Raw genomic sequence first — 26065 nt, 5'->3', positions numbered from 1 at the left:
ATTAGATCCCCGCTACTGATTTAGTTTCAACTGTAATTCCAGGCGACATAGTTGAAGAGATATGAATGCTCTTGAAATATGTTCCTTTTGCTGCAGAAGGTTTTAATTTAGAGATTGTTTGCAATACTTCTAATGCATTCTCATAAATTTTATCTGCAGAGAAAGATGCTTTTCCTATTGAAGTGTGGATGATACCGGTTTTGTCAACCTTGAAATCGATTTTACCACCTTTTACCTCAGTTACAGCTTTACCAACTTCTGGGGTAACTGTACCTGATTTAGGGTTTGGCATAAGGTTACGCGGGCCTAAAATACGACCTAAACGACCTACCTTCGCCATAACACTTGGCATAGTAATGATAATATCAACATCAGTCCATCCGCCTTCAATCTTGGCAATATAATCATCCAAACCTACGTAATCTGCACCTGCGTCTTTAGCTTCTTGTTCCTTATCAGGAGTACAAAGAACTAATACACGTACAGTTTTACCGGTTCCATGAGGTAATGTTGCAATACCACGTACCATTTGATTGGCTTTACGTGGGTCAACACCTAAACGAACGTCTATATCAACTGATGAATCAAATTTAGTAAGGGTTAATTCCTTTACCAATGCAGATGCATCCTGTAATGTGTACGATTTGTTTGCCTCAATTTTGGAGAGTGCCACTTTTTGATTTTTTGTTAATCTTGCCACTGTCTTTAAACTGATTTGTATAAATTAATTAATTCCAGGGAGCTGTACCTGATACGGTAATTCCCATGCTGCGGGCAGTACCTGCCACCATTTTCATGGCCGATTCAACTGTGAACGCGTTCAAGTCAACCATTTTATCTTTTGCTATAGTCTCAACCTGTTCCCAGTTAACACTGGCAACTTTTTTACGGTTAGGCTCAGCAGAACCACTCTTTAAACCGGTAGCTTCCAATAACTGGATAGCAACGGGAGGGGTTTTGATGATAAATTCGAATGATTTGTCAACATACACAGTAATCAAAACAGGCAATACTTTTCCAGCTTTGTCCTGGGTGCGTGCATTAAATTGTTTGCAAAACTCCATGATGTTCACACCTTTTGCACCCAATGCAGGGCCAATTGGTGGTGATGGGTTTGCGGCGCCGCCTTTAACTTGCAGCTTAACCATTGCACCGATCTCTTTTGCCATTTTAATTTACTTTAATTATAAACTCAATGTTAGTAAGTGGAAGCTAAGTAACATTTAAGATTGTGTCGATTTCGGATTTGGGAATTTCCATTTCGGATTTAACTCCCGCTTCTCTCATCTTATATTTTAAATTCAATAATTTCGAAATCGAAAATCCGACATCCGAAATTATTTGAAAACTATTCTTTCTCTACCTGCATGTAATTCAATTCAAGCGGCGTACGGCGCCCGAATATCTTTACCATTACTTTCAGTTTCTTTTTTTCTTCGTTAACCTCTTCAATAACCCCGCTGAAACCGTTGAAAGGCCCGTCCATAACTTTAACGGCCTCACCAACATAATAAGGTACATTCATGGTTTCGCCCTGTGCGCTCATCTCGTCAACCTTACCTAAAATACGGTTAACTTCTGACTGGCGAAGCGGTATAGCATTTCCGGCTTTATCGCCCAGAAAACCTATAACACTGTTTATATTTTTAATGATGTGTTCAGTTTCGCCATCTAAAACAGCTTCCATAAGCACATAGCCCGGAAAGTAGTTACGCTCTTTCGCGATCTTCTTTCCATCACGCATCTGGTAATATTTCTCCGTAGGTATTAATACCTGTGGTACCAAATGACTAATGCCCAAACGGCTAATTTCGGCATCTATGTATTGTTTAACTTTCTTTTCCTTACCACTAATAGCCCTAACTACATACCATTTCAATTGATCACTCATCTCCGTCTCCCCTGATATTATGTTAGTGATGTGTAAAACAGTTTAAGCAAATAATTAATGATCTGGTCCATACCTAAGATAACCAGCGCAATAATTATAGCGGCAACCAATACCAAAACAGCGCTGCTTTGAAGCTCGCGCCATGTAGGCCAGGTAACCTTTTCGGTTAACTCGATGTATGACTCTTTAATATATTCAGCTACGCCTGCCATTTTTATATTGTGCTTAAGCACGGGAACAAGGATTCGAACCCTGATCAAAGGTTTTGGAGACCTCTATTCTACCGTTGAACTATTCCCGTGTGTTATTTATAATAAGAAAACATAAGTTTGCCGTTGAAGGCTAAACTTATGTTTTCAAATTAACCTTTTTATTGAAATATTATTATTTCAAGATTTCAGTTACCTGACCAGCACCTACGGTACGACCACCTTCACGGATAGCGAAACGTAAGCCTTTTTCCATTGCGATAGCGTTGATCAGTTTTACAGTGATGGTAACGTTATCACCTGGCATAACCATTTCTACACCTGGTTCTAATGAAATCTCACCAGTAACGTCAGTGGTACGGAAATAGAATTGCGGACGGTATTTGTTGAAGAATGGAGTGTGACGGCCACCTTCTGCTTTTGATAATACGTAAACTTCTGCTTTGAAGTCGGTGTGAGGAGTTACTGAACCTGGTTTGCAGATCACCATACCACGACGGATATCAGTTTTCTCAATACCACGTAACAATAAACCTACGTTGTCACCAGCTTCGCCACGATCAAGGATTTTGCGGAACATCTCAACACCAGTTACAGTTGATTTCAAGTTTTCAGCACCCATACCAAGGATGTCAACTTGCTCACCTGAGTTGATTACACCACGCTCAATACGACCAGTAGCAACAGTACCACGACCAGTGATTGAGAATACGTCTTCAACAGGCATTAAGAAAGGAAGATCTGTCAAACGTGGAGGGATTGGGATGTAGCTATCTACAGCATCCATCAACTCCATAATTTTACCAACCCAGGTAGGATCGCCGTTAAGACCACCTAATGCAGAACCCTGGATAACTGGGATATCATCGCCTGGGAATTCGTAGAATGATAATAATTCACGAACTTCCATTTCTACTAACTCTAATAATTCCGGATCATCAACCATGTCAACTTTGTTCATGAAAACAACAAGTGCAGGTACACCTACCTGACGAGCTAACAGGATGTGCTCACGAGTTTGTGGCATCGGACCATCAGTTGCAGCAACTACGATGATTGCACCGTCCATTTGCGCAGCACCAGTAACCATGTTTTTCACATAATCCGCGTGACCTGGACAGTCAACGTGTGCATAGTGACGGTTAGCTGTTGAATATTCAACGTGGGCAGTGTTGATGGTAATACCACGTTCTTTTTCTTCAGGAGCCGAGTCAATTGAATCAAATGAACGAGCTTCTGATAAACCTGCATCAGCCAAAACTTTAGTGATAGCTGCGGTAAGGGTTGTTTTACCGTGGTCAACGTGACCGATTGTACCGATGTTTAAGTGCGGCTTACTGCGGTCAAACTTTTCTTTTGCCATGATCTATAAATTATTTTTGTAGGTTAATTTTAACTTTAATGTATGTTTTATAACACTGAGCCAACAATGGGATTTGAACCCATGACCTCTTCCTTACCAAGGAAGTGCTCTACCCCTGAGCTACGTCGGCTAATTTTTTGTTCATTGGTTCACTCGTTTATCAGTTCATTGGTCTTTGCAGCCGCCACTAATGAACAAGTGAACTAACCGACTAATGAACCAACCGAGCGGAAGACGAGGTTCGAACTCGCGACCTATAGCTTGGAAGGCTATCGCTCTACCAACTGAGCTACTTCCGCTTATTCAGTTTTAGGTTTGCAGTATTCAATTAGCAGCTTAACCGCTCATGACACCCATTCCTCAAACCCTTTTAATCAAGTTAGCAGTTTATAGTTCCGTTAACAAAACTGCTAACTGCGAACTACAAACTGCTTACTTTAATTAGTGGGGGGAGAAGGATTCGAACCTTCGTAGCCGAAGCAACGGATTTACAGTCCGTCCCATTTGACCGCTCTGGTATCCCCCCGGTAGTTATTTCCGGATTTGCGATATCCAAAATTGAAGCTAAATACCTCAATCCGAAAAAAACTGAGCCTCCTATCGGGATCGAACCAATGACCTACTGATTACAAGTCAGTTGCTCTACCAGCTGAGCTAAGGAGGCTTATATTTATCTTGCCTTTCTATTACCTAAACCTAAAGTGGCTTTCGATAACGGAGCGCAAAAGTAATAAGCTTTTTGATATTTTAAAGAACTATTTTAACTTTTTTTCGAGGCGTTAAATACCTCCCCGAAAGGGACTGCAAATCTACAAAAAATAACGCCACGTCAAAATTTTTTATCAAAAAAAATCGGCAGGCTAAAAACCTGCCGATTTAGGCTTAAAACAAGCCTTTTTATAATATTAAAAACCCTCCTCAACTGCCGTTAAAACAGCTTTTTTTGCTGTAGCATCAGCAAGGGCTTTCTTTTGTTTATGCTTTTCAATTTGCTTCCTCAGGCTTTCAACCGCCAGGTCGGTAGCTTCCTCAAAACTCTTACACTTCTCTTTTGCAAATATTTGATTTCCGGGTAGCAATAATTTGATCTCCGTTATCTTATTACATTCATCTTCCACATTCTCAAGCTTTAAGTAAACTTCACCGCTAATAATATGGTCATAAAACGTATCAAGCTTATCAGCTTTTTTCTGAATAAAATCTAAAAGTTTCTTGTCTGCGGTGAAATGAATTGACTGCACTGTAATTTTCATGTTTCCTCCTTTTTAAGCCTTTGGATGGGCGAGTTTATAAATAGATTTTAGTCTTTCAACTGAATTGTGCGTGTAAATTTGGGTTGCGCTCAGGTTAGCGTGCCCCAAAAGCTCTTTAATTGAATTTAAATCGGCCCCGTTATTTAGCATTGTGGTTGCAAAGGTGTGCCTGAGCACATGTGGGCTCCGTTTATTTTGGGTTGATATGTTAGATAGGTATTTTTGCACTATTAAATAAATCAATTTCGGATAAGCATCGGCTCCTTTATTTGTAACGATTAATGTGAAGGAATTGTTATCAAAATTTTGATTTTTCTTTACCTCCATATATTCGGGCAGCAGGGCCTTCAGCTCATTATTAATAGGGATAATGCGCTCTTTGTTACGCTTACCCAGTACCTTTACCACTCCCCCCTCAAAGCTAATATCCTGTTGCTTAATACCTAACAGTTCGGCAAGCCGCATGCCGGTGCCAAACAACAGCTCAATAACAAGCTTATCACGCAGGCCCGGAAAATCATTTGTAAAAATGTCATCCCTATCTAACATTTTTGTGAGGCGCGTATCTTCAACCACTACGGGCAACGTTTTAGCAACTTTTTGCGACCGCACCCTGGATACTGGGTTGGTTTCAACAATACCTTCCTGCAATAAAAATTTGAAGTATTTGCGTAGCGTGGCCATTTTACGGTTAACCGAACGGCCGGTAAGTTTTTGATCAATAAGCTCAACCATCCAGTTACGGATGTCATGGTAGCTTACCTGCGATGGATGGTTAATAACCGGCTCGGGCGCGGGATCGGCACCACCGGAATTATTTAAAAAGCGCATAAACTGATCCAGATCAGACTGATATGCGGAAACAGTATGCACTGAATACCGTTTTTCGTACTTGATGTACTGGATAAAACGCTCTAAAAACATAAAAAACTATTTATACATCCGGGATTATGAATGTACAAATAGTTTTAATATAGTGTCAAGAAATTAATTAATTCTTTTCAACAAAAAAATTAAACAGTTTCCTGGTTTAAAGTCTGTTTGTAGATAGCATGTTTAACAACATGACGACGGGTTACAGATTTTTTTTCAAAAGCCTGACGACTGCGTAGTTCTCTTAAAACACCTGTTTTTTCGAATTTCTTTTTGAAGCGTTTCAATGCTTTGTCCAATGATTCGCCGTCTTTTACGTTAATAATGATCATAATTCCTAAAATACCTCCTTTCAAGGGAGGGCAAAGATAATCACAATGTTTTGAATATCAAATAGAGAGCGGGAATTATTTTTTGATTTAAAACCAGCTAACTATCTCACGGCAATCTCATTGCTCCAAATAATATTATCTGTTTCCTGCCAAAGCGTTAACCCACGTATATCAACAGGGAGCTGCGAACCCTCAATATATTTGTATAAACACATTCCTATCTTAAAAACTTTTGATTCGAACAATCCTCCTTTGCCCGTATCCGTTAAAAAAGCCGTAGGTATATGAAATACCTTTTGTTGATGGGGCGCAACCGTATAAACAGCAGGGTTATTTTTCCAGCATTCCTCTATCAGGGGCGTGGGTAAAAATTTTACGTTTCCGGCATCTGTTTTAAAAACATCAAGCCACGAGCATGACATATTGATATAATTTAATGTATCAGGAGATTGATTGCTCAAAGTTACCGGCATTACCGCATAAAGACATCTGTGTAACTTACCATCGCTATAGCATACGGTATCTTTCATTTGCCTAACGGAATCTTGATTAATAGTTATTATAAACATCCTCCTGTCAGTTTCCGAAAGCGCTGCAAATCCTGCAGGAACCCTACTTACAAGATCATGCCGGTAAAAGCCCGGATTTGTTTTAAATATCCCATCATCCCATCCCGTGCGGATCAATTTCGCGTTCGCATAATTTGTATCTGTGCGAGTACCTATTTGATTATGTATTATAAAGGATCGCTTTAGATATAAATCACTGCTTCTCCCGGCAGGCTTCCCCACGATAATTTCCGCTTGATGTTTTTCTTGACCAGCAACCCGATCGAGAAATAAAAAAAGAATAAAAAAAAACAAGATCGGTTTAATGTTCATGATAGGCTTATCAGTTTAAACTAAGATAGCCGGTTTAATGAATAGTATATGTTAAATAGTACTAAATCTGTTTTATTCCATTTTGGAGGATTACACACTTATAATAATTACTATAAACAACAAAGGCCGCCAATGGCAGCCTTTGTTGTTCTCATAATCTATAAGCAATAATTATTGTTTATCCCAATATACCCTTGTATTAAGTGCATCCGGACCTTGACGGGCAATTACAACGTTGTAATTAGCTTTATTAAGGTCGTTCTCGGTTTGCGGATATTGTTGCCTGCGCGGGATCTTTTGATCCGGGCTTAATGAACCAGAAACCGGATCAAGTAATTTAGGCAAGCCTGTACGGCGATATTCTGCCCATGACTCCCAACCGTTACCTAAGAAACCTGCAATCCATTTCTGGGTCATGATCTGGTTCATAGCAGTTGCTGCAGAAAATTTAACTGATGCCTGCGCAAGATAAGCGCTTTCATCTGCCGAGCTAACACCGTTTTGTTCCAGCGATGCAGCTACACCTTTATTATAGAAATCGGCAGCAGCGCCGTCACCACCAGCAATCCAGTTAAGGTGAGCAGCTTCGGCCTGGGTAAACATAATTTGTGCGTATGATGTCCACACTGTTGGTGAAGCCTGGCCGGAAACTGCTAAACCAATCAATGATACGTTACCTGGTTTGCTACGTGTTCCTTTATTATAGTTACCCAAAGCATCACCAAAAGTACCATAAGGTAAACCAACGTAAGTTTTCGATGCTGTTTGCGCAGCATAAACCGGCAACCTTGGGTCTTTAAGATCACTTAAAGTATTAACAACAAGACTGCTCACGGCGTAGTCGTAGCGGCTTCTGTAATTGGTGTAATATGGGTTTTCGTTAGTTTGGATAGCCAAATAATCGTATACGGCGTTGTCATCGTTTGAAGTCATTAAACCGCCTGCTACTGCTTTTGCATATTCAGTTTTACCGGTTGCAGGATCAGCTTTTGATAACCTCAATGCCATAACCGCATGTAATGAGTTAGCCCAATGTTTCCACTTAGTAGCATCTCCACCAAATAAAATATCATTGCTTAAAGCTGCACCGCCGTCAAATTGTGCCTGCGCTTCGTCAAGTTCCTTCATTAAAGCCGCATAAACATCTTTTTGCGCATCAAATGCCGGAGTTAAGCCAGATACGCCATTTAAAGCCTGAGAGTAAGGAATATCACCCCACCTATCAGTAATGGTTAGGTAAATAAATGCCCTTAATATGCGCGCGGCTGCAATCTGGTTAGCATTTGAACCAAATTTAATAGTCGACTGCAGGCTTTTCTTAGCTGGATCCGTATTAAACTGGATCAGTGTCTTCAAGTCCTCAAGTGGACCAGTGTAATAACCCTGGTAGTCATATTGTTTTAACGAAAACTGCGATTCGTTGGTATAAAATGTTTCAGCAAGGTACTGAGAGTATAACTCGCCGGTGAATGCGTTGATGTTAGTTGTTGCACCGGCGCCGTTTACACCACCTAAGTATTGCAGCGCACTGGTTAACAGATAACCTGTTTGCGCATTTGGCGACTGGTTTGGGTTAACGTTTAAATCGCCGCCCACTTTACATGAGGCAAGTATAAACATACCAGCCCCGATTATATATTTACTGATATATGATTTTTTCATGATGAAGAGCTTGTTAGAATGTTACCTTAATGTTGAAACCTAAGTTTCTTGTGTTTGGCAATTGGCCACCTTCATAAAATGAAGTCTGCAATTGTGATGGGTCAACACCTTTAACTTTTGAATAGATCATCCATGGGTTTTGGGTTGTGATACCAAAGTACGCAGTTTGGAATGGTAACCTGCCTAACATCTTTTTAGGGAACGAATAACCAATGCTCACCTCTCTTAATTTAACGTAAGATGCGTCATAAGTCCATTTTTCCCAAATCTGGCTGTATGATTGCTCGTATAAAGTACGGGTTTCTACATAAGTAGTGTTCGGAGTACCATCAGCATGTACACCTGCTACCAAGGTACCACCACCTTCAGCTACCGGGTTACGTACCGGGTTACCTTTTGCGTTGTTACCTATGGTTTCGATACCTAAGCCCGAACCATTGAGGTTTTGCTGGGTAACTGATACAAATTTACCGCCTTTTTGGAAGTCAAGAGAAAAAGCAAGTACCACGTTTTTGTAGTTAAACGAGTTGGTAAAACCACCTGTATAGCTTGGTAACATGCTACCAAGGTTAACGTTGTCCTGCCTTACCGGAAGGCCATCAGCACCAATTATGATATTTCCTTTGCCATCTCGTGCAAAACCAGATCCAATGATCTGACCATAAGACTGATTAAGATAACCGTTGATACCAAAGCTTGGTGAACCAACAAAGCCAAAGCTTTGAGCGCCGGCAGACTGAACGCCACCTGGGCCATAACCGGCAAGACCGTCGGGAGTTACTTTTACGTTAGTTACACCCGGGTAAAGCGAAACAATTTTGTTGCGGTTAAATGAAACGTTGAAATCAGCATTCCAGGTAAAATCTTTCGATTTAATTGGTGTACCTCCAAGGCTGATCTCGATACCGTTATTACGGATAGAACCTGCATTGATAACAACTGTTGAATAACCGGTTGTACCATTAACAGGCAATGATAAGATCTGATCTTTAGTAGTGCGCGTGTAGTAGTTAAAGTCAAACTTAACCCTGTCTTTGATGAAATGCAATTCGGTACCAATTTCATATGATGTTGAAAGGCTTGGAGTTAAATTTGCATTTGGCAAAGTATTGGGTACTGTTTGCACAGCATCATTTCCATGCGGAGTAGTGCTTAGGTTATAAGTTGGGTATGTTGAGTAAATAGGCGCGTCAGAACCTAATTTAGCTGCGGATAACCTCAATTTACCAAATGTTAAGATGTCGTTTTTAGGCATCAGCTCGGTAAATACAAATGAACCTGATAAACCGCCATACCAGTATGAGTTGTGGTTAACCGGCAAGGTTGAAGACCTATCGTTACGGGCATTGAAATCAAGGTATAAGAAATCTTTATAGCCAAATGAGGTATAACCGTAATAGCTGTTTACCCTTGAAAGCGCATTGTAGCTAAATGAAGTTGCCGCATTTGCAGAGTTGCTTAAAGTATACAAATCAGGAATTGCTAAACCGCCTACTGTTGCACCTGATAAGTAAGTGTAACGATCCTGACGTGATTCTGCATAAACACCTGCCTTTACAGAAAGGTCTTTAAAGTTATGGCCATAGCTTACGTTACCGACATAGTTATTTTCTTTGTAGGTGTATTGATTTTGAGTGTATGAATCAGGGTTTATTGTACCTGAACCTACTTGTGCACTCGCATCGCGGGTCAATAAATCCTGCCTTGCTATGAATGATGCAGAAATGTCTTTAGTAAACTGATAGCTTAAAGTTAAGTTACCGTAAACGCGGTTGCTGTTTGATTTTGAAGTATTCTCGTAAACCTCAGTGTACGGGTTATCCCAGTAGTGCGGAGTTAAATCGTCAGGGCCGGAAATGTTCCATGATGTAAATGTACCATCGGCCCTTCTATAATTTTTAAGTTTATCAATTTCAACATCCCTGTGAAACCACTGGCTAAATGAACCTATGGTTTGTTTACCATAATCTTCTGAAGGAATGTTGAATGAATTAATTTGCGAAAAGTTAACGTTAGCGCTTGCAGTTAATTTTTTAGTAAGCTTCAGCTCCCCATTTACGCTTACGTTATTACGTTTCTGATCGCTGTTTGGAGTGATACCCGTACGATCTATGTTAGTGTATGAAACCCTCAGGTTATAGTCATCGCCTGCTTTTGAGAAAGCTGCGTTGGTATTGAAAGTAACACCCGTACGGTAAAAATCACGTACGTTATTAGGTTGCGGTACAAATGGTTTCAATTTACCAAAATCTGGATTGGTTGGATCCCAGAAATACCATGGCGCGTAAAGTGTACCATCCATTTTAGGGCCCCAGCTTTCGTCAACACCATAATCATAAATTTTTACGCCGTTAAATTTTGCGTATGAAGCAGGAGAGCCATTAGCAGGGTCATACTGATAAGTATCCCATTTTACACTTGTACCGCCACCATATTCGTTTTGATAGTCAGGTAGCTGATAAACTTTTTCGAAAGTGGTTGATTGATTGATTGAAACACCAACGCCTTTGTTTGCGCCTTTTTTTAATGTGATAACAACCGCGCCTTCAGATGCGCGCTGACCATAAAGTGCCGTAGCAGCAGGGCCCTTCAATACCGAAACTGATTCGATATCATCATTGTTCACTGCGTTCGGATCAGTAATAACACCGTTTACTACATAAATTGGGTTACCCCCAGATAATGAGTTGATACCACGGATACGGATAGTTGATACACCAAATTTTGCACCGGAACCACCTAAAACTTGTACACCGGCTATTTTACCGGCAAGTGCGGTGTTAAGGTCAGATTGCTTGGTAACCGTAAGGTCTTCACCTTTAACCTGTTGCGCGGCATAACCCAATGATTTCTGTTGCCTCGTGATACCTAATGCCGTTACGATTACCTCGTTAAGGCCGCGGGCTGATGCTTCTAAAACCACTTTTAGGTTTGCTGAAGCGCCTACAGGTACATCTTGGGTTGCATAACCGATAAAGCTGAATGTTAAAACTGCGTTGCTTGGAACGTTGAGTGAAAACTTGCCGTCGACGGTGGTTTGGGTACCGGTAGTTGTCCCTTTTATCTTCACCGATACACCCGGCAGAGGAAGACCATCCTCCCTGGCTGTTACCGTACCGGTAACAGTGTGATTTTGCGCAAAAAGCTGTGTTACAGCAAATACGAAACTGCACAAAATTAGTAGTAGTCGTTTTTTCATAGAAAAAATTTAGCTAATAGTTAAGGAAGCAAACTTAATAGCCAATGACAAAATAAAACAAATAATGAATGTAATATTTCTTTTACATGAATTTTTTTAACTTCAATGAAGGTTTTAGGAAATAATCAACAAGAAATTACCTTTACTATCGTTAATACCATATGGCCGTTAGATCCGGCCGGTAATAAGTCAGTTAATATTGTTAATTATAAATTAGGAAAATGCGCGAGGCATTTTCCTAATTTGTTTTATAAGCTCTTGTAAATCACAACACAATAAAATTAACTGTCACGAGAAATCCAACAGAAAAACTACAACTTGCCGGTCCTTAAACTCCCTTTTTACAACTATAAATTGTACCATGCATAGCCTGTTGAAAAAGGTATGACAGGAAGGAAAAACCTTAATTGTTTCGTACTTTTCGGCGAGAAACGGCCACGTAACAATATATTTACATGATTTATCGCATAATATTCCCTACCAATCCGGGCTTTAAATGACGCGGGGATGACAGAAAGAAGAGGGGGCGCCACATTTCAGAAACTATTTAAAAATGTTTTGGGAGTATTTTGTTTAAAAAGCATATCAATCCTTCTCTTCTTCCCCAATAGAGAGGGCGGGGGTGATGAGTCGACCGACCTTTACAAATCTCTCAAATACGGTTTCGGTATGTGGTGCGTCGGCAAGTTCATCTGTCAAATCCTGTCCGGCCCAGTGCTCATAATGTTTTCCGTTTCGCCATAAGCGGCTTTCAGTTACATCATAAATATCACCTTTATAGGCTACCCAGATCCGGGGCTTATCCTGCCCATTGCGTAAGGCCAGTTGTGATTTGGTGTATATTGGCAACTCACTCATTGGCTTAACTTCTGTTGTTTAAAATATTCAAAGAACCCAATGTTCATGAGCAGTAAAGCCATCAGGTAAAAATGATCCTCAAATGGGATGGTGCCAACCCGCTTTCCCAGGTTTTCGGCGTTATTGTACAACACTATTGGTACAGAGGTTAATATGCCGTTTACTATATAAAAAGGCAAAAGCGCCACAATGTAAGCAAGGTAATAACGATTAACCCAATCGGCCTTAAAAACGTATTGAATCAGCACCACAAGCAGTAGCAATAAGCCAAACGTAATCTCGGTATAAAGCCGGTCGTGATAAAATATTAGCATCAGGATGCTCAGCAATATTACCATACTGCTTATAATGCCGGTAAGCCTGAAAGGCATCAGCCACTTAATATAGTGATTAAGGCAGGCGTAAATAAATATACAGGCAAACGGTACCGTTAAAAAGAATAGTATTTCCTCTAAGGGCAAACCAAAAAACTTAACGCCTATGATGTATGCCGGATTGAACGACCAAACACCTCTTATGGTAAAAAGCATGTCCCAAAACAAAAAAAACAAACCGGTAATGGCCATGCCGGGCCATATAAATTTCCAGCTCTTGTAAAACTGCACCCTTTTATCAAATGAAAGCACAACGGGAAAAAATACCGTTAGCAGGTTGATTAGTAAATAGGTGTATCTCACGTAAGTTCGGTTAAGTGTTTATTGAGCGCCTGGCTTTGGGCAGGAGTGCATCTTTTGGAATGAAGGAGAAATTTGATAATCTGGATTGTCAATTCCTTATCGGCCGAGCCATAATTCTTTTTACCCAGCTGCGCTATGATATCGTCAGTATCCGCAGCAAGGTCTTTATTAAAGCCTAAAATAGAAGGCACATTGTGTTCAACAGAAAAGCGCATGAACCTGATCTCGATATTATGCGGATCTTCAATTAATGCCTGCCTAAATACCTTTTCCGATCTGTTAAGATATTTCAATTTTAAATATGGGTTCCAGGCATGTTTGGCTTTTAAGGCAAACAGGCCGCCTATAAAACCATTGACTATACCACTCTTTTCTTTGATACCATTAAGGTTATTAAACAACGAATCGGTGGTTTTGCTTTTATCAATAGCAATAAGCATTTGCTTGCGCAGTACTTTCAGATTGGGTTCTTCGGCTTCAGCCATTTTCAACCCGAATACCAATGCCAATATGCTGGCTATAAAAAAGATCTTCCTAAACATTAAATAACATTTAACTTTTGCTGCAGAACAGCTTTGATGTACAAACTCATTTTACACAAATCAGAAACCCTGATGCGTTTTTGTAGTATTACATTGGCAGGTGTGTAACTTATTTTTTTAAACAACTGCAGGTAGTAAATATAGGCAATATAAACCCCAAGCCTGGTACCGGCAGGCAGGCATTTTATCCCCTCAAAGGCTTCATCAAAATCGTGTTTAATTTCCGCCTCAATGGCAAGCTTATCATGCTCGGTAAAATTATTGAAATCGACCCCGGGAAAGTATGAGCGCCCACGTTCTGTATAATCTGCCTTAACATCCCTTAAAAAATTGATCTTTTGGAAAGCTGCCCCCAAGCTTCGGGCCTTCGGTACAAGGGCCTGATATTGAATATCATCATTGGTAAAAACACGCAGGCACATCATGCCGATAACCTCTGCCGAACCATAGATATAAGTTTGGTAGCTATCCTCATCATAGGCTTTATTATGCAGGTCCATTTCCATTGATCGCAGAAAAGCCCTGATCAATTCATGATCGATCTCAAACCGGTTAACTACCTGTTGAAAAGAATGAATCACAGGATTAGTGCTGATCCTTTCTTCAATCGCCTTAAAGGTCTCTTCCTCAAAACTGTTGATCAGTTGCTGCTGGTCGTACCCATGAAAGGTATCTACAATTTCATCAGCGTAACGTACAAAGCCGTAAATGGCATAAATAGGATAACGAAAACTTTTATCGAAAGTTCTAATGCCCAGACTAAAGGAAGTGCTATATTTTTTTGTTATAAGTTTACTGCATTCAAAACAAGTTTCATCGTACAGGTTCATCATCGGCACTCGCGTGGTCATTTTTTCAAAAGTACAAATTCAAAGCGGTATTGTTTTTTATAGGCCTAAAACATTTTTCTTATCTTGGGCTTCACATTAAACATGAACAGCAAACATATTATTGTTATTGGTTCGGGATTTGCTGGTTTATCAGCAGCCTGTGTTTTAGCTAAAGAAGGATTTAAAGTTACCATACTGGAAAAAAATGACCAGCCCGGCGGCCGTGCCAGGGCCTGGGAGCAGGATGGTTTCAGGTTTGATATGGGGCCAAGCTGGTACTGGATGCCCGACGTATTTGAAAACTTTTTTGCACTGTTCGGCAAAAAAACTTCCGATTATTACCGGCTAAAAAGGCTTGATCCCGGCTACCGTGTTTATTACAGCAAAAATGAAATATTTGATGTCCCAGCGGATATGGTTGAGCTTGAAGCCCTGTTTGAACAAGCCGAACCTGGCAGTAGTAAAGCATTACGGGATTTTTTAAACCAGGCGGCATATAAATATAAAGTAGGCATGGGTGAGTACGTTTTCCGCCCCTCCCATTCCATCACCGAATTTATCGACTTTAACCTGATCAAAAAAAGCTTCAGCATGCAGCTGCTTACCAGTATGAGCAGCCATGTACGCAAATATTTTAAAAACCCCCAATTAATTAAACTACTGGAGTTCCCAGTGTTATTTTTAGGAGCCACCCCGCAAAATACCCCGGCCATGTATAGCATGATGAACTATGCGGACCTTGCCCTGGGCACCTGGTACCCTATGGGTGGCATGAACGAAATAGTAAAAGCTATGGTAAGCATGGCCATCGAACTGGGGGTTGAGATCAAGCTCAATACAGAGGTTACAAAAATCAATATACAGGATAAACAGGTTGATAAAATCCAAACCAATAACGGCGTATTCACCGCCGATATGGTAATTGCAGGGGCAGATTATCAACATGTTGACCAGCATTTAATTGAAAAACCCTATCGTAACTACACTACTAAATACTGGAATAGCCGTACGATGTCGCCATCGAGCTTATTGTTCTATATCGGCACTAATAAAAAAGTGCCGAACATACAGCACCATAATCTATTCTTCGACGAAGACTTTGAATTGCATGCCAAGGAGATCTATACTGCGCCCCAATGGCCCTCCAGTCCGTTGTTTTATGTTTGCTGTAGTTCAAAAACGGATAGCACGGTTGCCCCCGAGAGCGGCGAGAACCTGTTTTTCCTGATGCCGATAGCGCCGGGCTTAAATGATGACGAAACCATCCGCGAAAAATATTTCACCCTGATGATGGATAGGTTTGCTCAGATTACCGGGCATGACATAAGGGATTCGATCGTGGTGAAACGGAGCTATGCGCTAAATGATTTCAAAGTCGATTATCATTCCTTTAAAGGCAACGCTTACGGGTTGGCAAATACACTTGCCCAAACTGCTTTTTTTAAACCCGCCATGCAGGCAAAACATATCAACAACCTGTTGTATACTGGCCAGCTTACTGTGCCCGGGCCAGGTGTGCCGCCGGCAATTATCTCAGGGCAGGTGGTTGCGAAGGAGGCAATGAAGAAGTTGGCGTATTAGCAATAACAGCAATGTCGTAAACATGACGTAAACAAGTCGGCAATTAATTCTTTAGGCAGTTATACTTTTGTTCAGCAAAATATATCAATATGAAAACCTATAACCCCGGAAAAAAGATTAAGGAATTGCGCAACCGTAAAGGATTAAGCCAGGAAGAATTGGCTGAACAAGCCCAACTAAGTTTAAGAACCGTGCAACGAATAGAAAACGATGAAACAGACGCAAGGGGCGATACACTTAAAAGACTGGCAACCGCACTAAATATTAGTCCTGAAGATTTAACAGAATTGCCTTTCGAACCGGCAGGAATTTTGAATCATGATAGCAGAAACTTCTTACTACAATTCAATTTATCAGCCTTAAGCTTCATTATATTCCCTATGTTGGGAATAGCATTGCCACTGGCCTTGTGGTTATCCAACAGAAAAAAAATAAAGGATATAGATAAACCTTGTAAACGGCTTATCAATTTTCAAATATCATGGTGTTTAGCTATCGTTTTAACAGCTATTGTTCTTTTTAACCACGAATTTTTTCATATTCCCTCATCTATATTGAACCTTGGCGTGGGCGAACTTATAATATTGAGTATGCCGTTGTTTTATGCTATAAACTTTATTTATATCGTTTTCAACAGCGTATTGGTATATAATACCCGGCAAATATTTTATCAGCCGGCTGTACCTTTTTTAAGATAACACAGCCCCGTTAATAACCTGAATTGAAACAAGAAACCCGCCTCATGGGCGGGTTTCTTCTATATATATGATGGAGTTTAATTGAATATTAATTCTCTGCGTAAACGGGTTTGGCGATGCCGTTATCATATGCCTTAAGGTTTTTCTTGAGCAGTTTCCGTGCTACATGTATACGGGTTTTTACCGTACCGATCGGGATATCCAGGTGATCGGCAATTTCATGGTATTTATGACCTTCAAAGTACATGGTGAAGGGTACATAATAATCTTCGGGTAGCCTGTCTAAAGCTTTTTTAATATCATCCATAACAAATTTGGCTTCGCCCTGATTTTTGGTTGAACTAAATACCAGGTTGGGCGATGATATTTCATCACTCTTGGTAACGAAAGTGCTCATTTTAACAAAACGGCGATAGTTGTTGATGAATGTGTTTTTCATGATGGTATATAACCATCCTTTTAAATTGGTGCCTTCCTTAAACTTGTTGTAGTAAGTTATGGCCTTCAACATTGTATCCTGGACAAGGTCGTTAGCATCGTCTGCGTCGTGCGTGAAATGTAAAGCGTATGATCTTAAAGAAGTCGCCTGACGTAGTACAAGGGTGTTAAACTCAATCTTTGTCATTTTGTTAAAGTTTTGTATTAACAATTAGACAAGCATGATGCCATTAAGCCAAAGTGTGTAGTAAAAAGTCCACATTTAAACATCGGTATTGAAACTTACTCATTGTGTAATATTCACACATTGATTACAAATACAATACTGAAAAACAGAACGTTATGAATTTTTACAGCAGAAAATCAAACTTATTTAGGGAACATTTGTAACAGGAATGTTATTGAGAAGAAATTTTATTAAAAATGAAAATTCACTTTAAATAAACTTATTTAACTAATAATATTAACCTCACGTTGTAGTATAACGCCAAATTTAGTGTACACACTGTCTATGATTTGCGACGAAAAGTTATACACTTCCTGCCCCGTAGCGCCTCCATGGTTCACTAAAACCAGGGCTTGGTTTTTCCATGTTCCTGTGTGGCCAACGGTTTTTCCTTTCCATCCACATTGTTCAATGAGCCACCCGGCAGCCAGTTTTACGCCGCCATCAGCAGCAGGATAATTTACCACATCAGGAAATTTAGCTTGCACCACAGCAAATTCTTCGGCACTGATCACCGGGTTTTTAAAGAAGCTGCCCGCGTTTCCTATAGTTGACGGATCGGGGAGTTTGGATACCCGGATACGCGCCACCACCTGCGATACATCTTTAATAGTAGGGTTTGAGATACCCCTGTTTTGTAATTCTTGCTCAATGGCCCCATACCTGGTGTTAATGCTTGCCACCAGCGATAAGTGGAACTTTACCGATACTATAATATACTGTTCTTTCAGTTCGGCTTTAAAAATGCTTTCGCGGTAACCAAATTTACAATCCTCTTTGCTGAAATTTCTGAATGTCCCTGTCGCTATTTCAAAAGCGCGGCAACTGTGAAATACATCTTTAAGCTCCACGCCATAGGCACCTATATTTTGTATAGGCGATGCCCCTACCGAACCCGGGATCAGGCTCAGATTTTCGACACCAGCATATTCATGCACAACGCAATAATTAACCAGGTCATTCCATACCTCGCCACCACCTGCTTCTACATAAACATCGTCATGACTAATCCGGTGCTCAATACCGCGGATGTTCATGCGCACAACCAGTCCGTCAAAATCATCAACCATAAGCATATTGCTGCCGCCACCGAGTATTAGTCGCTCTGTTTGCTGCCACTGCGGATCGGCAAACAGTTCTGTTAGTTCGGTTTCATGGGCTATCTCTACAAAATAACGGGCGCTGGTATCAATACCGAAGGTGTTAAAATTTTTGAGGGATACGTTTTCTTGTATTTGCAGCATGTTTTTTTGATGTCGGATTTGGGATATTCGATTTCGGAGTTTTTATTTTCCGAATCTATTGAGTGCAAAAGTAACCAAAAGATAGTGATTTTGTCTGAACCGGGATTTGGGGGAATTTTGTCTGTTCAGACCATTTTCTGTAAATTCTCAAATCCTGAAAATTCTGATTCAGACAACCACTCACCACCCACCCTACCGTTAAAATTTGTTAAATAATTTCAAAACCATTTGCAAATACGAAACCTATCGTAGATATTTGTACGAAGAAATTCGTAATAGAGAAACAGATGGAAATTAAACCAACAGAAAGCGAACTCGAAATTTTACAGGTGATCTGGAAAAAGGGCCAGTGCACCGTACGTGAAGTTCACGAGGAGCTTGCTAAAAACAAGGATGCCGGCTACACCACCACCTTAAAACTCATGCAGATTATGCACGATAAGGGAATGGTTGAGCGCGACACCACTTCAAAAACCCATGTTTACAAGGCTTTATTCACAATGGAGCAGGCCCAAAGCAACGCTCTGGATAAAATCTTGTCTACTGTATTTAAAGGCTCCACTTCCGATTTGGTGATCCAGGCGCTTGGCCAGCACCGCGCATCAAAAGACGAGATTGACGCTATTAAAAATTTTTTGAATCAATTTGATCAGGATAAAAAATAAACGTGATGGAAAATTTATTCTATAATATAAGCCAGGTGTTGGGCGTAACTATTCTGCAATCGTTATGGCAGGGTTTGTTAGTATGGTTTGCCTTAAGATTAGTGTTTATTTGCAGGCCGCAGTTATCGGCCATTAAAAAGCACAATTTGGCCATGGGCGCCATCCTTGCCATAAGCGCCTGGTTTATATACACGTTTATCCATCAGTTCAGGCTGCACGAGTGGATCAATTTTACATCCGCCAATGCACCATCTTTATTACCACGTTTCTACCTTCCGCTGCATGAAGTAGCATTCAAACCGCAAAACAATTATTACGAATACGTTATAAAAGGCTATCTGCCTTATATATCAGCCCTTTACTTTGCTGGTTTGGTATTTAACCTGCTTAAAGTTAGCTTAAGCTGGCAAAGGATCAGCCTGATAAAACGTACCATGGTACCCGCCGACAGGCTACAGGACTTTGCCGATGAGCTTTGCCAAAAGCTTTGCATTACTAAAAATGTGTGGGTAAACTTTAGCCGTATGGTTGATGCCCCTTGTATGATAGGCTTTTTAAGCCCCATTATTTTGTTGCCGATAACCCTTACTACATACTTATCGGCTACCGAGGTTGAAGCCATTTTACTGCATGAGCTATCGCACATTAAACGTAATGATTACCTGCTGAACCTGATGCAGCAATTTATTTCCATACTGTTATTCTTTAATCCCTTTGCCCAATTAATTAATCGAATCATTAACCAGGAGCGCGAAAACAGCTGCGATGACCTTGTTGTGCAAACAACACAGCAACCCTTGATCTATGCACACGCGCTTTTGAAGCTTGAGCAAACCAGGCAGCAGCATTTACAGCTGGCCCTGGCTGCTAATGGCAAAAAATATCATTTATTAAACAGAATTGAACGCATCATGAAAACAAAGAAACCTATAGGCAATATCCGCCACCTGCTTGTGGCCATTGCCATAATGGCTGCCGGCGTTAGCAGCATTGCCTGGCTAAACCCCACCATAAAAGACGGCAAGCTCTCAGTTAAAAAAGTTGCTGCGCCTGCCGCCTTACATGCTCTATTTGTGGAAGATACCATACGCAAGGTGGCTCCTAAAACTAAAAAACCTGTAACCTATAAAAAGAAAACCCAGGCCGAAATAGTTAAAGCCAAACAACGCCATGATTCTTTTAACTACGACGGTTTTAACGATGCTGAGCTTGAAAAACTCAGCGCCGAAGTAAACAAACAAGGCGAGCTGATTGGTAAATACTACAACAGCAATGATTTCAAAAAGCAACAGGAAATGCTTGAAGCTAAAAGCAAAGCCCTGCAGGCCTATTATAATACTGAAGGCATGGAAAAAATGAAGCTGGAAATGCAAAAAATGGGCGAAGATTTTCAAAAGGAATATGGCGAAACGTCCGAATCTAAAAAAACCAGCGAACAGATGGGTGAGATAGGCCGCAAGATTGGTGCTTATTACAGCAGTCCTGAGTTTAAAAAAATGAACGAAGAGCTGGAGAAAAAATATGGCATCCCGCATGATCGTGGGTATCGTGGTTATAACGACGATAGAGACCCTAACTACAAAAAATACCAGGACGAACTGCAAAGCAAGATCCCGGCCGATGTGAAGGCGCAAACAGAGCAATTGAAAAACCTGGGCCAAAAAATCCGCAGCCGCTATGACTCGCCGAAATTTATTGCCAAAAGAAACCGTATGCAGGCCATGGGCGATAGCATCAGGATGGCCTACAACAATCCCGACATGAAAAAACTACAGGAGGATATGAGGGACATTGGCCGGCAAATGCGCGGCTTCCAGGATAGCCCTGAAATTAGAGCGGCACAACAACGGCTTAAAGAAGCCAGCAAAAAACTGCGGGACTATATGAAAAGCCCGGCGTTTAAACAAAAAATGAAACTTTACCGCGATAAAATGGATAAAGACTTTGATTACAAGTTTGACACCGACGATAAAGAAGATATCAAACCAGACACAGCTGACTAAATAAATTAGCAATTAGCATTAAAAATCTTTTTTAAAGAACCTTAATTTGTAATTTAGTGTCCTCAATAAAATGAGGACACTTTTTTTATGCTTCAAAAGCTAACCATTAATAATTACGCGCTTATCGATAACCTGGAGATAGGTTTTGATAGCGGCCTGAACATATTAACCGGCGAAACCGGTGCAGGTAAATCGATCATATTGGGTGCCCTTTCACTTATTTTAGGACAACGGGCCGAAAGCAAGTACTTTTTTAACCAGCAAAAAAAATGCGTTATTGAGGGCACTTTCAAAATCAGTGGCTTTCATTTAGCCGATTTTTTTGAGGATAACGATCTGGATTATGAAACCGAAACGGTATTACGCCGTGAAATTTCTGCCGATGGTAAATCCCGTGCTTTTGTAAACGATACGCCGGTTAACCTCACAGCATTGAAGCAACTAGGCGAAAAGCTGATTGACATCCATTCCCAGCATGCTACGCTGGAGATCAATGATCCGGATTTTCAACTGTTAGTGGTTGACTCCGTCGCCCGTCATTCGGATCTGCTGTTTGATTATCAAACCAAATTCAAAGCATATAAAAAGTCGTTAAGCAAGTTGAACCAGCTCATAGCCGAAAATGATAAAGCCAAAGCCGATCTTGATTATTTCCAGTTTCAGTTTGATGAACTTGAAAAAGGTGCTTTGGTTGCCGATGAGCAGGAACATTTGGAGCTGGAACTAAACACCCTCAACAATGCCGAAGAAATTAAGCGCAACCTTTTAGGCGCCAACTATCTTTTACAGGATGGCGAAGCTGCAGCGTTGACTCAGCTAAAAGAAGCCGGACAAGCTTTGGGTTCTATAGAAAAATACAACCCGGCTGTGGCTGAATTGCACCAGCGCATCAATAGCACTATCATAGAATTGAAAGATATTGCTGCTGAAATTGATGCCATTGAACAGCATACTTTTATTGATGAAGCCCGTGCCGAAGAGGTGAACAACCGGTTAAGCATGATCTACAATCTGCAAAAAAAGCATCGGGTAAATACCATCGCCGAGCTATTGCAAATTCAGGAAGAATTATCAGACAAAGTGCAGCAAGCCCTTTTTGGTGACGAAGCCATTGAAAAGCTGAAAAAACAAATTGCTGCCGATAAAGCCGAACTTGAAAAGCTGGCGACACAGTTATCAGTCAACCGCAAAAAAGCTATCCCGGATATTGAGAAACAGATATTGGCAACACTGGCCGAGATGGGGATGGGAAACTCGATGTTAAGCATTGAGCAAACGCCCCCCCCGCCCCCTAAAGGGGGGGCTACTGAGCAAGCTCCCTTACTTACTGCTACGGGGATTGATAACATTAAATTTTTATTTTCGGCTAATAAGGGACATGCTTTGGCTGAGATGAGCAAGGTGGCATCCGGTGGAGAGCTTTCGAGGTTGATGCTGAGCATTAAATCTATTGTGGCGCAATACACTGCCTTGCCTACTATTATTTTTGATGAGATTGACACCGGTGTATCAGGCGAGGTAGCCAATAAGGTTGGGCAGATAATGGAGCGATTAGCGCAAAACCTACAGGTAATCACCATTACCCACCTGCCGCAAATCGCCAGCAAAGGACAAAGCCATTATTTTGTTTATAAAGATGATAGCGAAGCCGCTACCTTTACCCGGATCAAGCAATTGGACAACGATGAACGCGTATTGGAGATAGCCAAAATGCTAAGCGGGGATAAGCCGGGCGAAAGTGCTTTGCAAAATGCGAGAGAGTTACTCTTCAGTTAGCAGTTTTGAGTTTGCAGCAGGCAATAACGGCCGTTAGTTTAAACAGCCAATCAGCAACTGAAATAAAATTATAACTTTGCTTCAATTATAAAAACTTAACAAATGGCTTATAATTTATTAAAAGGTAAAAAAGGCATCATTTTCGGTGCGCTAAATGAGCAATCAATAGCCTGGAAGGTAGCACAACGTGCCGTACAGGAAGGTGCTGAAATTGTATTATCAAATGCCCCTATTGCTTTACGCATGGGCGAACTCAATAAACTGGCCGAAGAATGCAACGCGCCGGTTATTGGTGCCGATGTTACCAATGGCGATGATATCAATAACCTGTTCACCAAAACCATGGAGCATTTTGGCGGCAAGGTTGATTTCATCCTGCACTCAATAGGCATGAGCGTTAACGTGCGCAAAAACATTCCTTATTTTGAAAACAACTACGAATTTACCCACAAAGGTTTCGATATATCTGCGTTAAGTCTTCACCGCATTTTGCAGGCTGCCATGAAACATGATGCCATTAATGAATGGGGATCAGTACTGGCATTAAGCTACATCGCTGCCCAGCGTTACTTCCCTGGTTATAATGACATGGCCGATAACAAAGCGGTATTGGAAAGCATTGCCCGTAACTTTGGTTATGAGTACGGCATGGCTAAAAAAGTACGTGTTAATACTATTTCTCAGTCGCCAACCCGTACAACCGCCGGTTCGGGCGTAAAAGGCTTCGACGGTTTTATTGAGTTTGCCGAAAAAATGAGCCCGCTGGGTAATGCTGATGCCGATCAGTGCGCTGATTACTGCGTTACTATGTTTAGCGATTTAACCAAAATGGTTACTATGCAAAACCTTTTCCATGACGGTGGTTTTTCTTACACTGGCGTAACCCAGGCGGTTATCGATCAGATGGGGAAATAATTTCAAATGTTCTTAAACAAAAAGGAGCCTTGCGTTTGCAAGGCTCCTTTTTGTTTTGAGTTAGATTGGATTACGGCACCAATACTATTTTCACTTTTAACGGGCCGGGGATACCGTTACCTGTAGGGACGCTTCCGTCGGAATTTTGAGCATCAATGTATAGCTTGCCTGTTTGATATACAAACCTGTAACTTATCCCCCCATACACATCCGGTAGCTGTTCATAGGTACCATTATCCTCCAAATACACCAAAACAGCACCGTGATTGTTATAGTAGTCAGTAATTTCGGGTACATTTAAAGTCGTGGTATAGCCGTTAATACTATTGTCGAGCACAAAATTTGGAGTGGTATCAAAAATAGTGGTAGCGCTCGGGCTGGTAGTTACATATTCCTTTTTACACGATGTTGCAGCAAGTACTATAGTGCAGCAAATTAAAGTCAAGATTTTTTTCATAAAGTATTGCGTTAGTTATATAACTGTTTGAACAAAAAATTGTTCAAAGGTTTAAACGTTTTTTAAATTATTTTATTTCGAGTCTTTATTTCTGATAAATTTTCATGCAGCCATATTGTTAAACTAAAATTTTAGTTTAATTTTAACCATGCGTAAGTTATTGTTGCTTTTATCGTTACTGATACCTGCGTACTGTATGGGCCAGGTAAAAATTACCGGCAAAGTAATCAACATGACCGATACCAAGCCCGTGCCCAATGCCAGTGTGTTTTTAAACAATGCCCAGGTAGGCAACAAAACGGCTGATGACGGTACTTTCACCCTCAGCAACGTAAAGCCCGGCAAGTATGATTTCATTATATCCATAGTTGGTTATGAAACCTACACTTATAGTTTGCAGGCGGGCAGTGCCAATATCAACCTGGGGACCATCAGTATTATCCCCAAAACCTTTCAGCTAAATGAGATTAAGATCAGGCCCGATCCTAACCGTGAAAAATACTATGCTATTTTCAGGCAGCAATTTTTAGGCTATTCGGACAATGCCGCTAAATGTAAAATCCTGAACTCAGATGTGCTTGATTTTGATTATGATGACATCACCTATGTACTAAAAGCTTCTTCGCATGATTTCTTAGAGATTGAAAACAAGGCTCTCGGCTATAGGATAAAGTACAAACTAACCAACTTCAATTACAATCCGGCAAAAGCTATGCTATACTATGAGGGGATCTCCAATTTCGAAGACCTGAAGGGAACCGAAAAACAAAAGCGTAAATGGCGTAAAGAACGACAATCAGCGTACCTTGGTTCATATATGCATTTCTATCGGTCGGCTATAAAAGATAGTCTCACACAAGAAAACTTTGTTGTGATGTGCCTGATCCGTAAGCCTAATCCTAATTATCACGGTGGCCCCAATAATAAATACCTGCAAAGTCTTGTCAATAAACCCTTAGACAGAGCCGACTTTTTCAAGCTAACAGACCAGGAAGGCTTATTTGCTATAGGATTTACCGATTGCCTGTATGTTATGTATACTAAAAAAGGCCGGGAAGCTTCAGACAATTCTTTCCAGGCGTTTAACATGCCTAACAACGCTACAACTATTATTTCTTTCGATGAGCCATATGCCTTTTTTGATAACAATGGTATTGTAGCTAATCCTCATTCCGTAATCTATGAAGGTGACTGGGGCATAAGCCGCGTTGCCGAAATGTTACCTGTTGATTATGAGCCGGTGGTGGAAAAAAAGTAAGTCTGAATCAGAGTTTTCAGAATTAAAGGATTTACAGAATATTGTCTGAACTCGAATTAAACGGATTGAGTGAATTATCAGAATGAAAAGGCAATTAAATAAATTCTTAAAATTCAAAAAATTCGAGTTCAGACAAAAATCCGATTAATCCCAAAAATCCACTAAAATCCCGGTTCAGACAGCAAACAAAACCCCGTTCCGAAAAATCGAAACGGGGTTTTAATATTAATTACA

The 26065-nt window shown here is 40.7% G+C and carries 25 protein-coding genes and 5 tRNA genes; 7 read left to right on the top strand and 23 right to left on the bottom strand.

What is annotated here, in order from left to right; genetic code table 11:
* Position 1: 1 nt before the first annotated feature.
* The 20 genes from rplA to J3L18_RS00215 all read right to left on the bottom strand — a co-directional run bounded on the left by rplA (position 2) and on the right by J3L18_RS00215 (position 14591).
* Positions 2 to 700, bottom strand: a complete 699-nt coding sequence (gene rplA / locus J3L18_RS00310; RefSeq protein ID WP_090528673.1) for a 50S ribosomal protein L1 — start codon at positions 698 to 700, stop codon at positions 2 to 4.
* 28 nt (positions 701 to 728) lie between these two features.
* Positions 729 to 1169 carry a 50S ribosomal protein L11 gene (gene rplK / locus J3L18_RS00305; protein ID WP_090528676.1) on the bottom strand — a complete coding sequence of 147 codons (441 nt, stop codon included), beginning with the start codon at positions 1167 to 1169 and terminating at the stop codon, positions 729 to 731.
* A gap of 179 nt (positions 1170 to 1348) precedes the next feature.
* Complete coding sequence (gene nusG, locus J3L18_RS00300) at positions 1349 to 1891, bottom strand: transcription termination/antitermination protein NusG (protein ID WP_091166597.1); 543 nt, start codon at positions 1889 to 1891, stop codon at positions 1349 to 1351.
* Between the two features lie 17 nt (positions 1892 to 1908).
* Positions 1909 to 2103 carry a preprotein translocase subunit SecE gene (gene secE / locus J3L18_RS00295; protein ID WP_090529653.1) on the bottom strand — a complete coding sequence of 65 codons (195 nt, stop codon included), beginning with the start codon at positions 2101 to 2103 and terminating at the stop codon, positions 1909 to 1911.
* 18 nt (positions 2104 to 2121) lie between these two features.
* Positions 2122 to 2192: transfer RNA gene (locus J3L18_RS00290), tRNA-Trp, on the bottom strand.
* 83 nt (positions 2193 to 2275) lie between these two features.
* Entirely contained in the window at positions 2276 to 3463 is a 1188-nt protein-coding gene (gene tuf / locus J3L18_RS00285) for an elongation factor Tu (RefSeq protein ID WP_091166595.1), read from the bottom strand.
* A 58-nt stretch (positions 3464 to 3521) separates the two neighbouring features.
* Positions 3522 to 3593, bottom strand: a tRNA-Thr gene (locus tag J3L18_RS00280).
* A 96-nt stretch (positions 3594 to 3689) separates the two neighbouring features.
* Positions 3690 to 3762: transfer RNA gene (locus J3L18_RS00275), tRNA-Gly, on the bottom strand.
* A 146-nt stretch (positions 3763 to 3908) separates the two neighbouring features.
* Positions 3909 to 3989: transfer RNA gene (locus J3L18_RS00270), tRNA-Tyr, on the bottom strand.
* A 65-nt stretch (positions 3990 to 4054) separates the two neighbouring features.
* Positions 4055 to 4127, bottom strand: a tRNA-Thr gene (locus tag J3L18_RS00265).
* A 241-nt stretch (positions 4128 to 4368) separates the two neighbouring features.
* Positions 4369 to 4716 (bottom strand): ribosome hibernation-promoting factor, HPF/YfiA family, encoded by a 348-nt coding sequence (gene hpf / locus J3L18_RS00260; RefSeq protein ID WP_091166593.1) that lies wholly within the window; start codon positions 4714 to 4716, stop codon positions 4369 to 4371.
* Positions 4717 to 4728: 12 nt separating this feature from the next.
* Positions 4729 to 5640, bottom strand: a complete 912-nt coding sequence (locus J3L18_RS00255) for a tyrosine-type recombinase/integrase (RefSeq protein WP_129569034.1) — start codon at positions 5638 to 5640, stop codon at positions 4729 to 4731.
* An 89-nt stretch (positions 5641 to 5729) separates the two neighbouring features.
* On the bottom strand, positions 5730 to 5921 hold the full coding sequence (rpsU, locus tag J3L18_RS00250; protein ID WP_090528691.1) for a 30S ribosomal protein S21: 192 nt from the start codon (positions 5919 to 5921) through the stop codon (positions 5730 to 5732).
* A gap of 101 nt (positions 5922 to 6022) precedes the next feature.
* A complete protein-coding gene (locus tag J3L18_RS00245) occupies positions 6023 to 6802 on the bottom strand; it encodes a hypothetical protein (RefSeq protein ID WP_129569035.1) in 780 nt (259 codons plus the stop codon).
* A gap of 171 nt (positions 6803 to 6973) precedes the next feature.
* Positions 6974 to 8464, bottom strand: coding sequence for a SusD/RagB family nutrient-binding outer membrane lipoprotein (locus tag J3L18_RS00240; RefSeq protein WP_129569036.1), 1491 nt, complete (start codon positions 8462 to 8464; stop codon positions 6974 to 6976).
* 13 nt (positions 8465 to 8477) lie between these two features.
* Positions 8478 to 11663: a SusC/RagA family TonB-linked outer membrane protein gene (locus J3L18_RS00235; protein WP_129569037.1), complete on the bottom strand. Its 3186-nt coding sequence runs from the start codon at positions 11661 to 11663 to the stop codon at positions 8478 to 8480.
* 585 nt (positions 11664 to 12248) lie between these two features.
* On the bottom strand, positions 12249 to 12521 hold the full coding sequence (locus J3L18_RS00230; RefSeq protein ID WP_112652803.1) for a cytochrome b5 domain-containing protein: 273 nt from the start codon (positions 12519 to 12521) through the stop codon (positions 12249 to 12251).
* Complete coding sequence (locus J3L18_RS00225; protein WP_129569038.1) at positions 12518 to 13198, bottom strand: lycopene cyclase domain-containing protein; 681 nt, start codon at positions 13196 to 13198, stop codon at positions 12518 to 12520. Before J3L18_RS00225 ends, J3L18_RS00230 begins: the two co-directional genes overlap by 4 nt.
* A complete protein-coding gene (locus J3L18_RS00220; protein ID WP_129569039.1) occupies positions 13195 to 13740 on the bottom strand; it encodes a hypothetical protein in 546 nt (181 codons plus the stop codon). Before J3L18_RS00220 ends, J3L18_RS00225 begins: the two co-directional genes overlap by 4 nt.
* Positions 13740 to 14591: a phytoene/squalene synthase family protein gene (locus tag J3L18_RS00215; protein WP_223266148.1), complete on the bottom strand. Its 852-nt coding sequence runs from the start codon at positions 14589 to 14591 to the stop codon at positions 13740 to 13742. Before J3L18_RS00215 ends, J3L18_RS00220 begins: the two co-directional genes overlap by 1 nt.
* Before the next feature lie 81 nt (positions 14592 to 14672).
* Between J3L18_RS00215 and crtID the strand changes: the two genes are divergently transcribed.
* Both crtID and J3L18_RS00205 read left to right on the top strand, forming a co-directional pair.
* On the top strand, positions 14673 to 16151 hold the full coding sequence (gene crtID / locus J3L18_RS00210) for a bifunctional phytoene desaturase/3,4-desaturase (RefSeq protein WP_129569040.1): 1479 nt from the start codon (positions 14673 to 14675) through the stop codon (positions 16149 to 16151).
* A gap of 89 nt (positions 16152 to 16240) precedes the next feature.
* Positions 16241 to 16849, top strand: coding sequence for a helix-turn-helix domain-containing protein (locus J3L18_RS00205; protein WP_129569041.1), 609 nt, complete (start codon positions 16241 to 16243; stop codon positions 16847 to 16849).
* 88 nt (positions 16850 to 16937) lie between these two features.
* Here the strand turns inward: J3L18_RS00205 and J3L18_RS00200 are convergent, their stop codons facing one another.
* On the bottom strand, positions 16938 to 17474 hold the full coding sequence (locus J3L18_RS00200) for an RNA polymerase sigma factor (RefSeq protein ID WP_090528721.1): 537 nt from the start codon (positions 17472 to 17474) through the stop codon (positions 16938 to 16940).
* 263 nt (positions 17475 to 17737) lie between these two features.
* Positions 17738 to 18784: a UDP-N-acetylmuramate dehydrogenase gene (gene murB, locus J3L18_RS00195; protein ID WP_375339191.1), complete on the bottom strand. Its 1047-nt coding sequence runs from the start codon at positions 18782 to 18784 to the stop codon at positions 17738 to 17740.
* Positions 18785 to 19044: 260 nt separating this feature from the next.
* Between murB and J3L18_RS00190 the strand changes: the two genes are divergently transcribed.
* From J3L18_RS00190 to J3L18_RS00175, 4 genes are all read left to right on the top strand, one after another.
* Positions 19045 to 19422, top strand: a complete 378-nt coding sequence (locus J3L18_RS00190) for a BlaI/MecI/CopY family transcriptional regulator (protein ID WP_091165901.1) — start codon at positions 19045 to 19047, stop codon at positions 19420 to 19422.
* Positions 19423 to 19427: 5 nt separating this feature from the next.
* Entirely contained in the window at positions 19428 to 21425 is a 1998-nt protein-coding gene (locus J3L18_RS00185) for a M56 family metallopeptidase (protein ID WP_129569043.1), read from the top strand.
* Positions 21426 to 21512: 87 nt separating this feature from the next.
* Positions 21513 to 23201: a DNA repair protein RecN gene (gene recN, locus J3L18_RS00180; RefSeq protein WP_129569044.1), complete on the top strand. Its 1689-nt coding sequence runs from the start codon at positions 21513 to 21515 to the stop codon at positions 23199 to 23201.
* Positions 23202 to 23303: 102 nt separating this feature from the next.
* Positions 23304 to 24116 (top strand): enoyl-ACP reductase FabI, encoded by an 813-nt coding sequence (locus J3L18_RS00175; RefSeq protein WP_129569045.1) that lies wholly within the window; start codon positions 23304 to 23306, stop codon positions 24114 to 24116.
* Positions 24117 to 24186: 70 nt separating this feature from the next.
* Here J3L18_RS00175 and J3L18_RS00170 read toward each other — a convergent pair whose 3' ends face one another.
* Complete coding sequence (locus J3L18_RS00170) at positions 24187 to 24573, bottom strand: hypothetical protein (protein WP_091165890.1); 387 nt, start codon at positions 24571 to 24573, stop codon at positions 24187 to 24189.
* A gap of 148 nt (positions 24574 to 24721) precedes the next feature.
* On the opposite strand from J3L18_RS00170, the gene J3L18_RS00165 reads away from it, so the two are divergent.
* The gene (locus J3L18_RS00165; RefSeq protein ID WP_129569046.1) at positions 24722 to 25831 is read left to right on the top strand and encodes a carboxypeptidase-like regulatory domain-containing protein; all 1110 of its coding nucleotides are present in this window, start codon (positions 24722 to 24724) and stop codon (positions 25829 to 25831) included.
* Positions 25832 to 26065 lie beyond the last annotated feature (234 nt).

It is taken from the genome of Mucilaginibacter gossypii (assembly GCF_017569325.2).
Lineage (GTDB): Bacteria > Bacteroidota > Bacteroidia > Sphingobacteriales > Sphingobacteriaceae > Mucilaginibacter > Mucilaginibacter gossypii.
The sequence above is the reverse complement of the archived record's forward strand: the minus strand, read 5'-3'. Positions and strand labels throughout refer to the sequence as shown.

Excerpts from the sequence above, each read along its gene's own strand:
- rplK (WP_090528676.1), bottom strand. The coding sequence starts at position 1,169 with ATGGCAAAAGAGATCGGTGCAATGGTTAAGCTGCAAGTTAAAGGCGGC.
- nusG (WP_091166597.1), bottom strand. The coding sequence starts at position 1,891 with ATGAGTGATCAATTGAAATGGTATGTAGTTAGGGCTATTAGTGGTAAG.
- secE (WP_090529653.1), bottom strand. The coding sequence starts at position 2,103 with ATGGCAGGCGTAGCTGAATATATTAAAGAGTCATACATCGAGTTAACC.
- tuf (WP_091166595.1), bottom strand. The coding sequence starts at position 3,463 with ATGGCAAAAGAAAAGTTTGACCGCAGTAAGCCGCACTTAAACATCGGT.
- hpf (WP_091166593.1), bottom strand. The coding sequence starts at position 4,716 with ATGAAAATTACAGTGCAGTCAATTCATTTCACCGCAGACAAGAAACTT.
- J3L18_RS00255 (WP_129569034.1), bottom strand. The coding sequence starts at position 5,640 with ATGTTTTTAGAGCGTTTTATCCAGTACATCAAGTACGAAAAACGGTAT.
- rpsU (WP_090528691.1), bottom strand. The coding sequence starts at position 5,921 with ATGATCATTATTAACGTAAAAGACGGCGAATCATTGGACAAAGCATTG.
- J3L18_RS00245 (WP_129569035.1), bottom strand. The coding sequence starts at position 6,802 with ATGAACATTAAACCGATCTTGTTTTTTTTTATTCTTTTTTTATTTCTC.
- J3L18_RS00240 (WP_129569036.1), bottom strand. The coding sequence starts at position 8,464 with ATGAAAAAATCATATATCAGTAAATATATAATCGGGGCTGGTATGTTT.
- J3L18_RS00235 (WP_129569037.1), bottom strand. The coding sequence starts at position 11,663 with ATGAAAAAACGACTACTACTAATTTTGTGCAGTTTCGTATTTGCTGTA.
- J3L18_RS00230 (WP_112652803.1), bottom strand. The coding sequence starts at position 12,521 with ATGAGTGAGTTGCCAATATACACCAAATCACAACTGGCCTTACGCAAT.
- J3L18_RS00220 (WP_129569039.1), bottom strand. The coding sequence starts at position 13,740 with ATGTTTAGGAAGATCTTTTTTATAGCCAGCATATTGGCATTGGTATTC.
- J3L18_RS00215 (WP_223266148.1), bottom strand. The coding sequence starts at position 14,591 with ATGACCACGCGAGTGCCGATGATGAACCTGTACGATGAAACTTGTTTT.
- crtID (WP_129569040.1), top strand. The coding sequence starts at position 14,673 with ATGAACAGCAAACATATTATTGTTATTGGTTCGGGATTTGCTGGTTTA.
- J3L18_RS00205 (WP_129569041.1), top strand. The coding sequence starts at position 16,241 with ATGAAAACCTATAACCCCGGAAAAAAGATTAAGGAATTGCGCAACCGT.
- J3L18_RS00200 (WP_090528721.1), bottom strand. The coding sequence starts at position 17,474 with ATGACAAAGATTGAGTTTAACACCCTTGTACTACGTCAGGCGACTTCT.
- J3L18_RS00190 (WP_091165901.1), top strand. The coding sequence starts at position 19,045 with ATGGAAATTAAACCAACAGAAAGCGAACTCGAAATTTTACAGGTGATC.
- J3L18_RS00185 (WP_129569043.1), top strand. The coding sequence starts at position 19,428 with ATGGAAAATTTATTCTATAATATAAGCCAGGTGTTGGGCGTAACTATT.
- recN (WP_129569044.1), top strand. The coding sequence starts at position 21,513 with ATGCTTCAAAAGCTAACCATTAATAATTACGCGCTTATCGATAACCTG.
- J3L18_RS00175 (WP_129569045.1), top strand. The coding sequence starts at position 23,304 with ATGGCTTATAATTTATTAAAAGGTAAAAAAGGCATCATTTTCGGTGCG.
- J3L18_RS00170 (WP_091165890.1), bottom strand. The coding sequence starts at position 24,573 with ATGAAAAAAATCTTGACTTTAATTTGCTGCACTATAGTACTTGCTGCA.
- J3L18_RS00165 (WP_129569046.1), top strand. The coding sequence starts at position 24,722 with ATGCGTAAGTTATTGTTGCTTTTATCGTTACTGATACCTGCGTACTGT.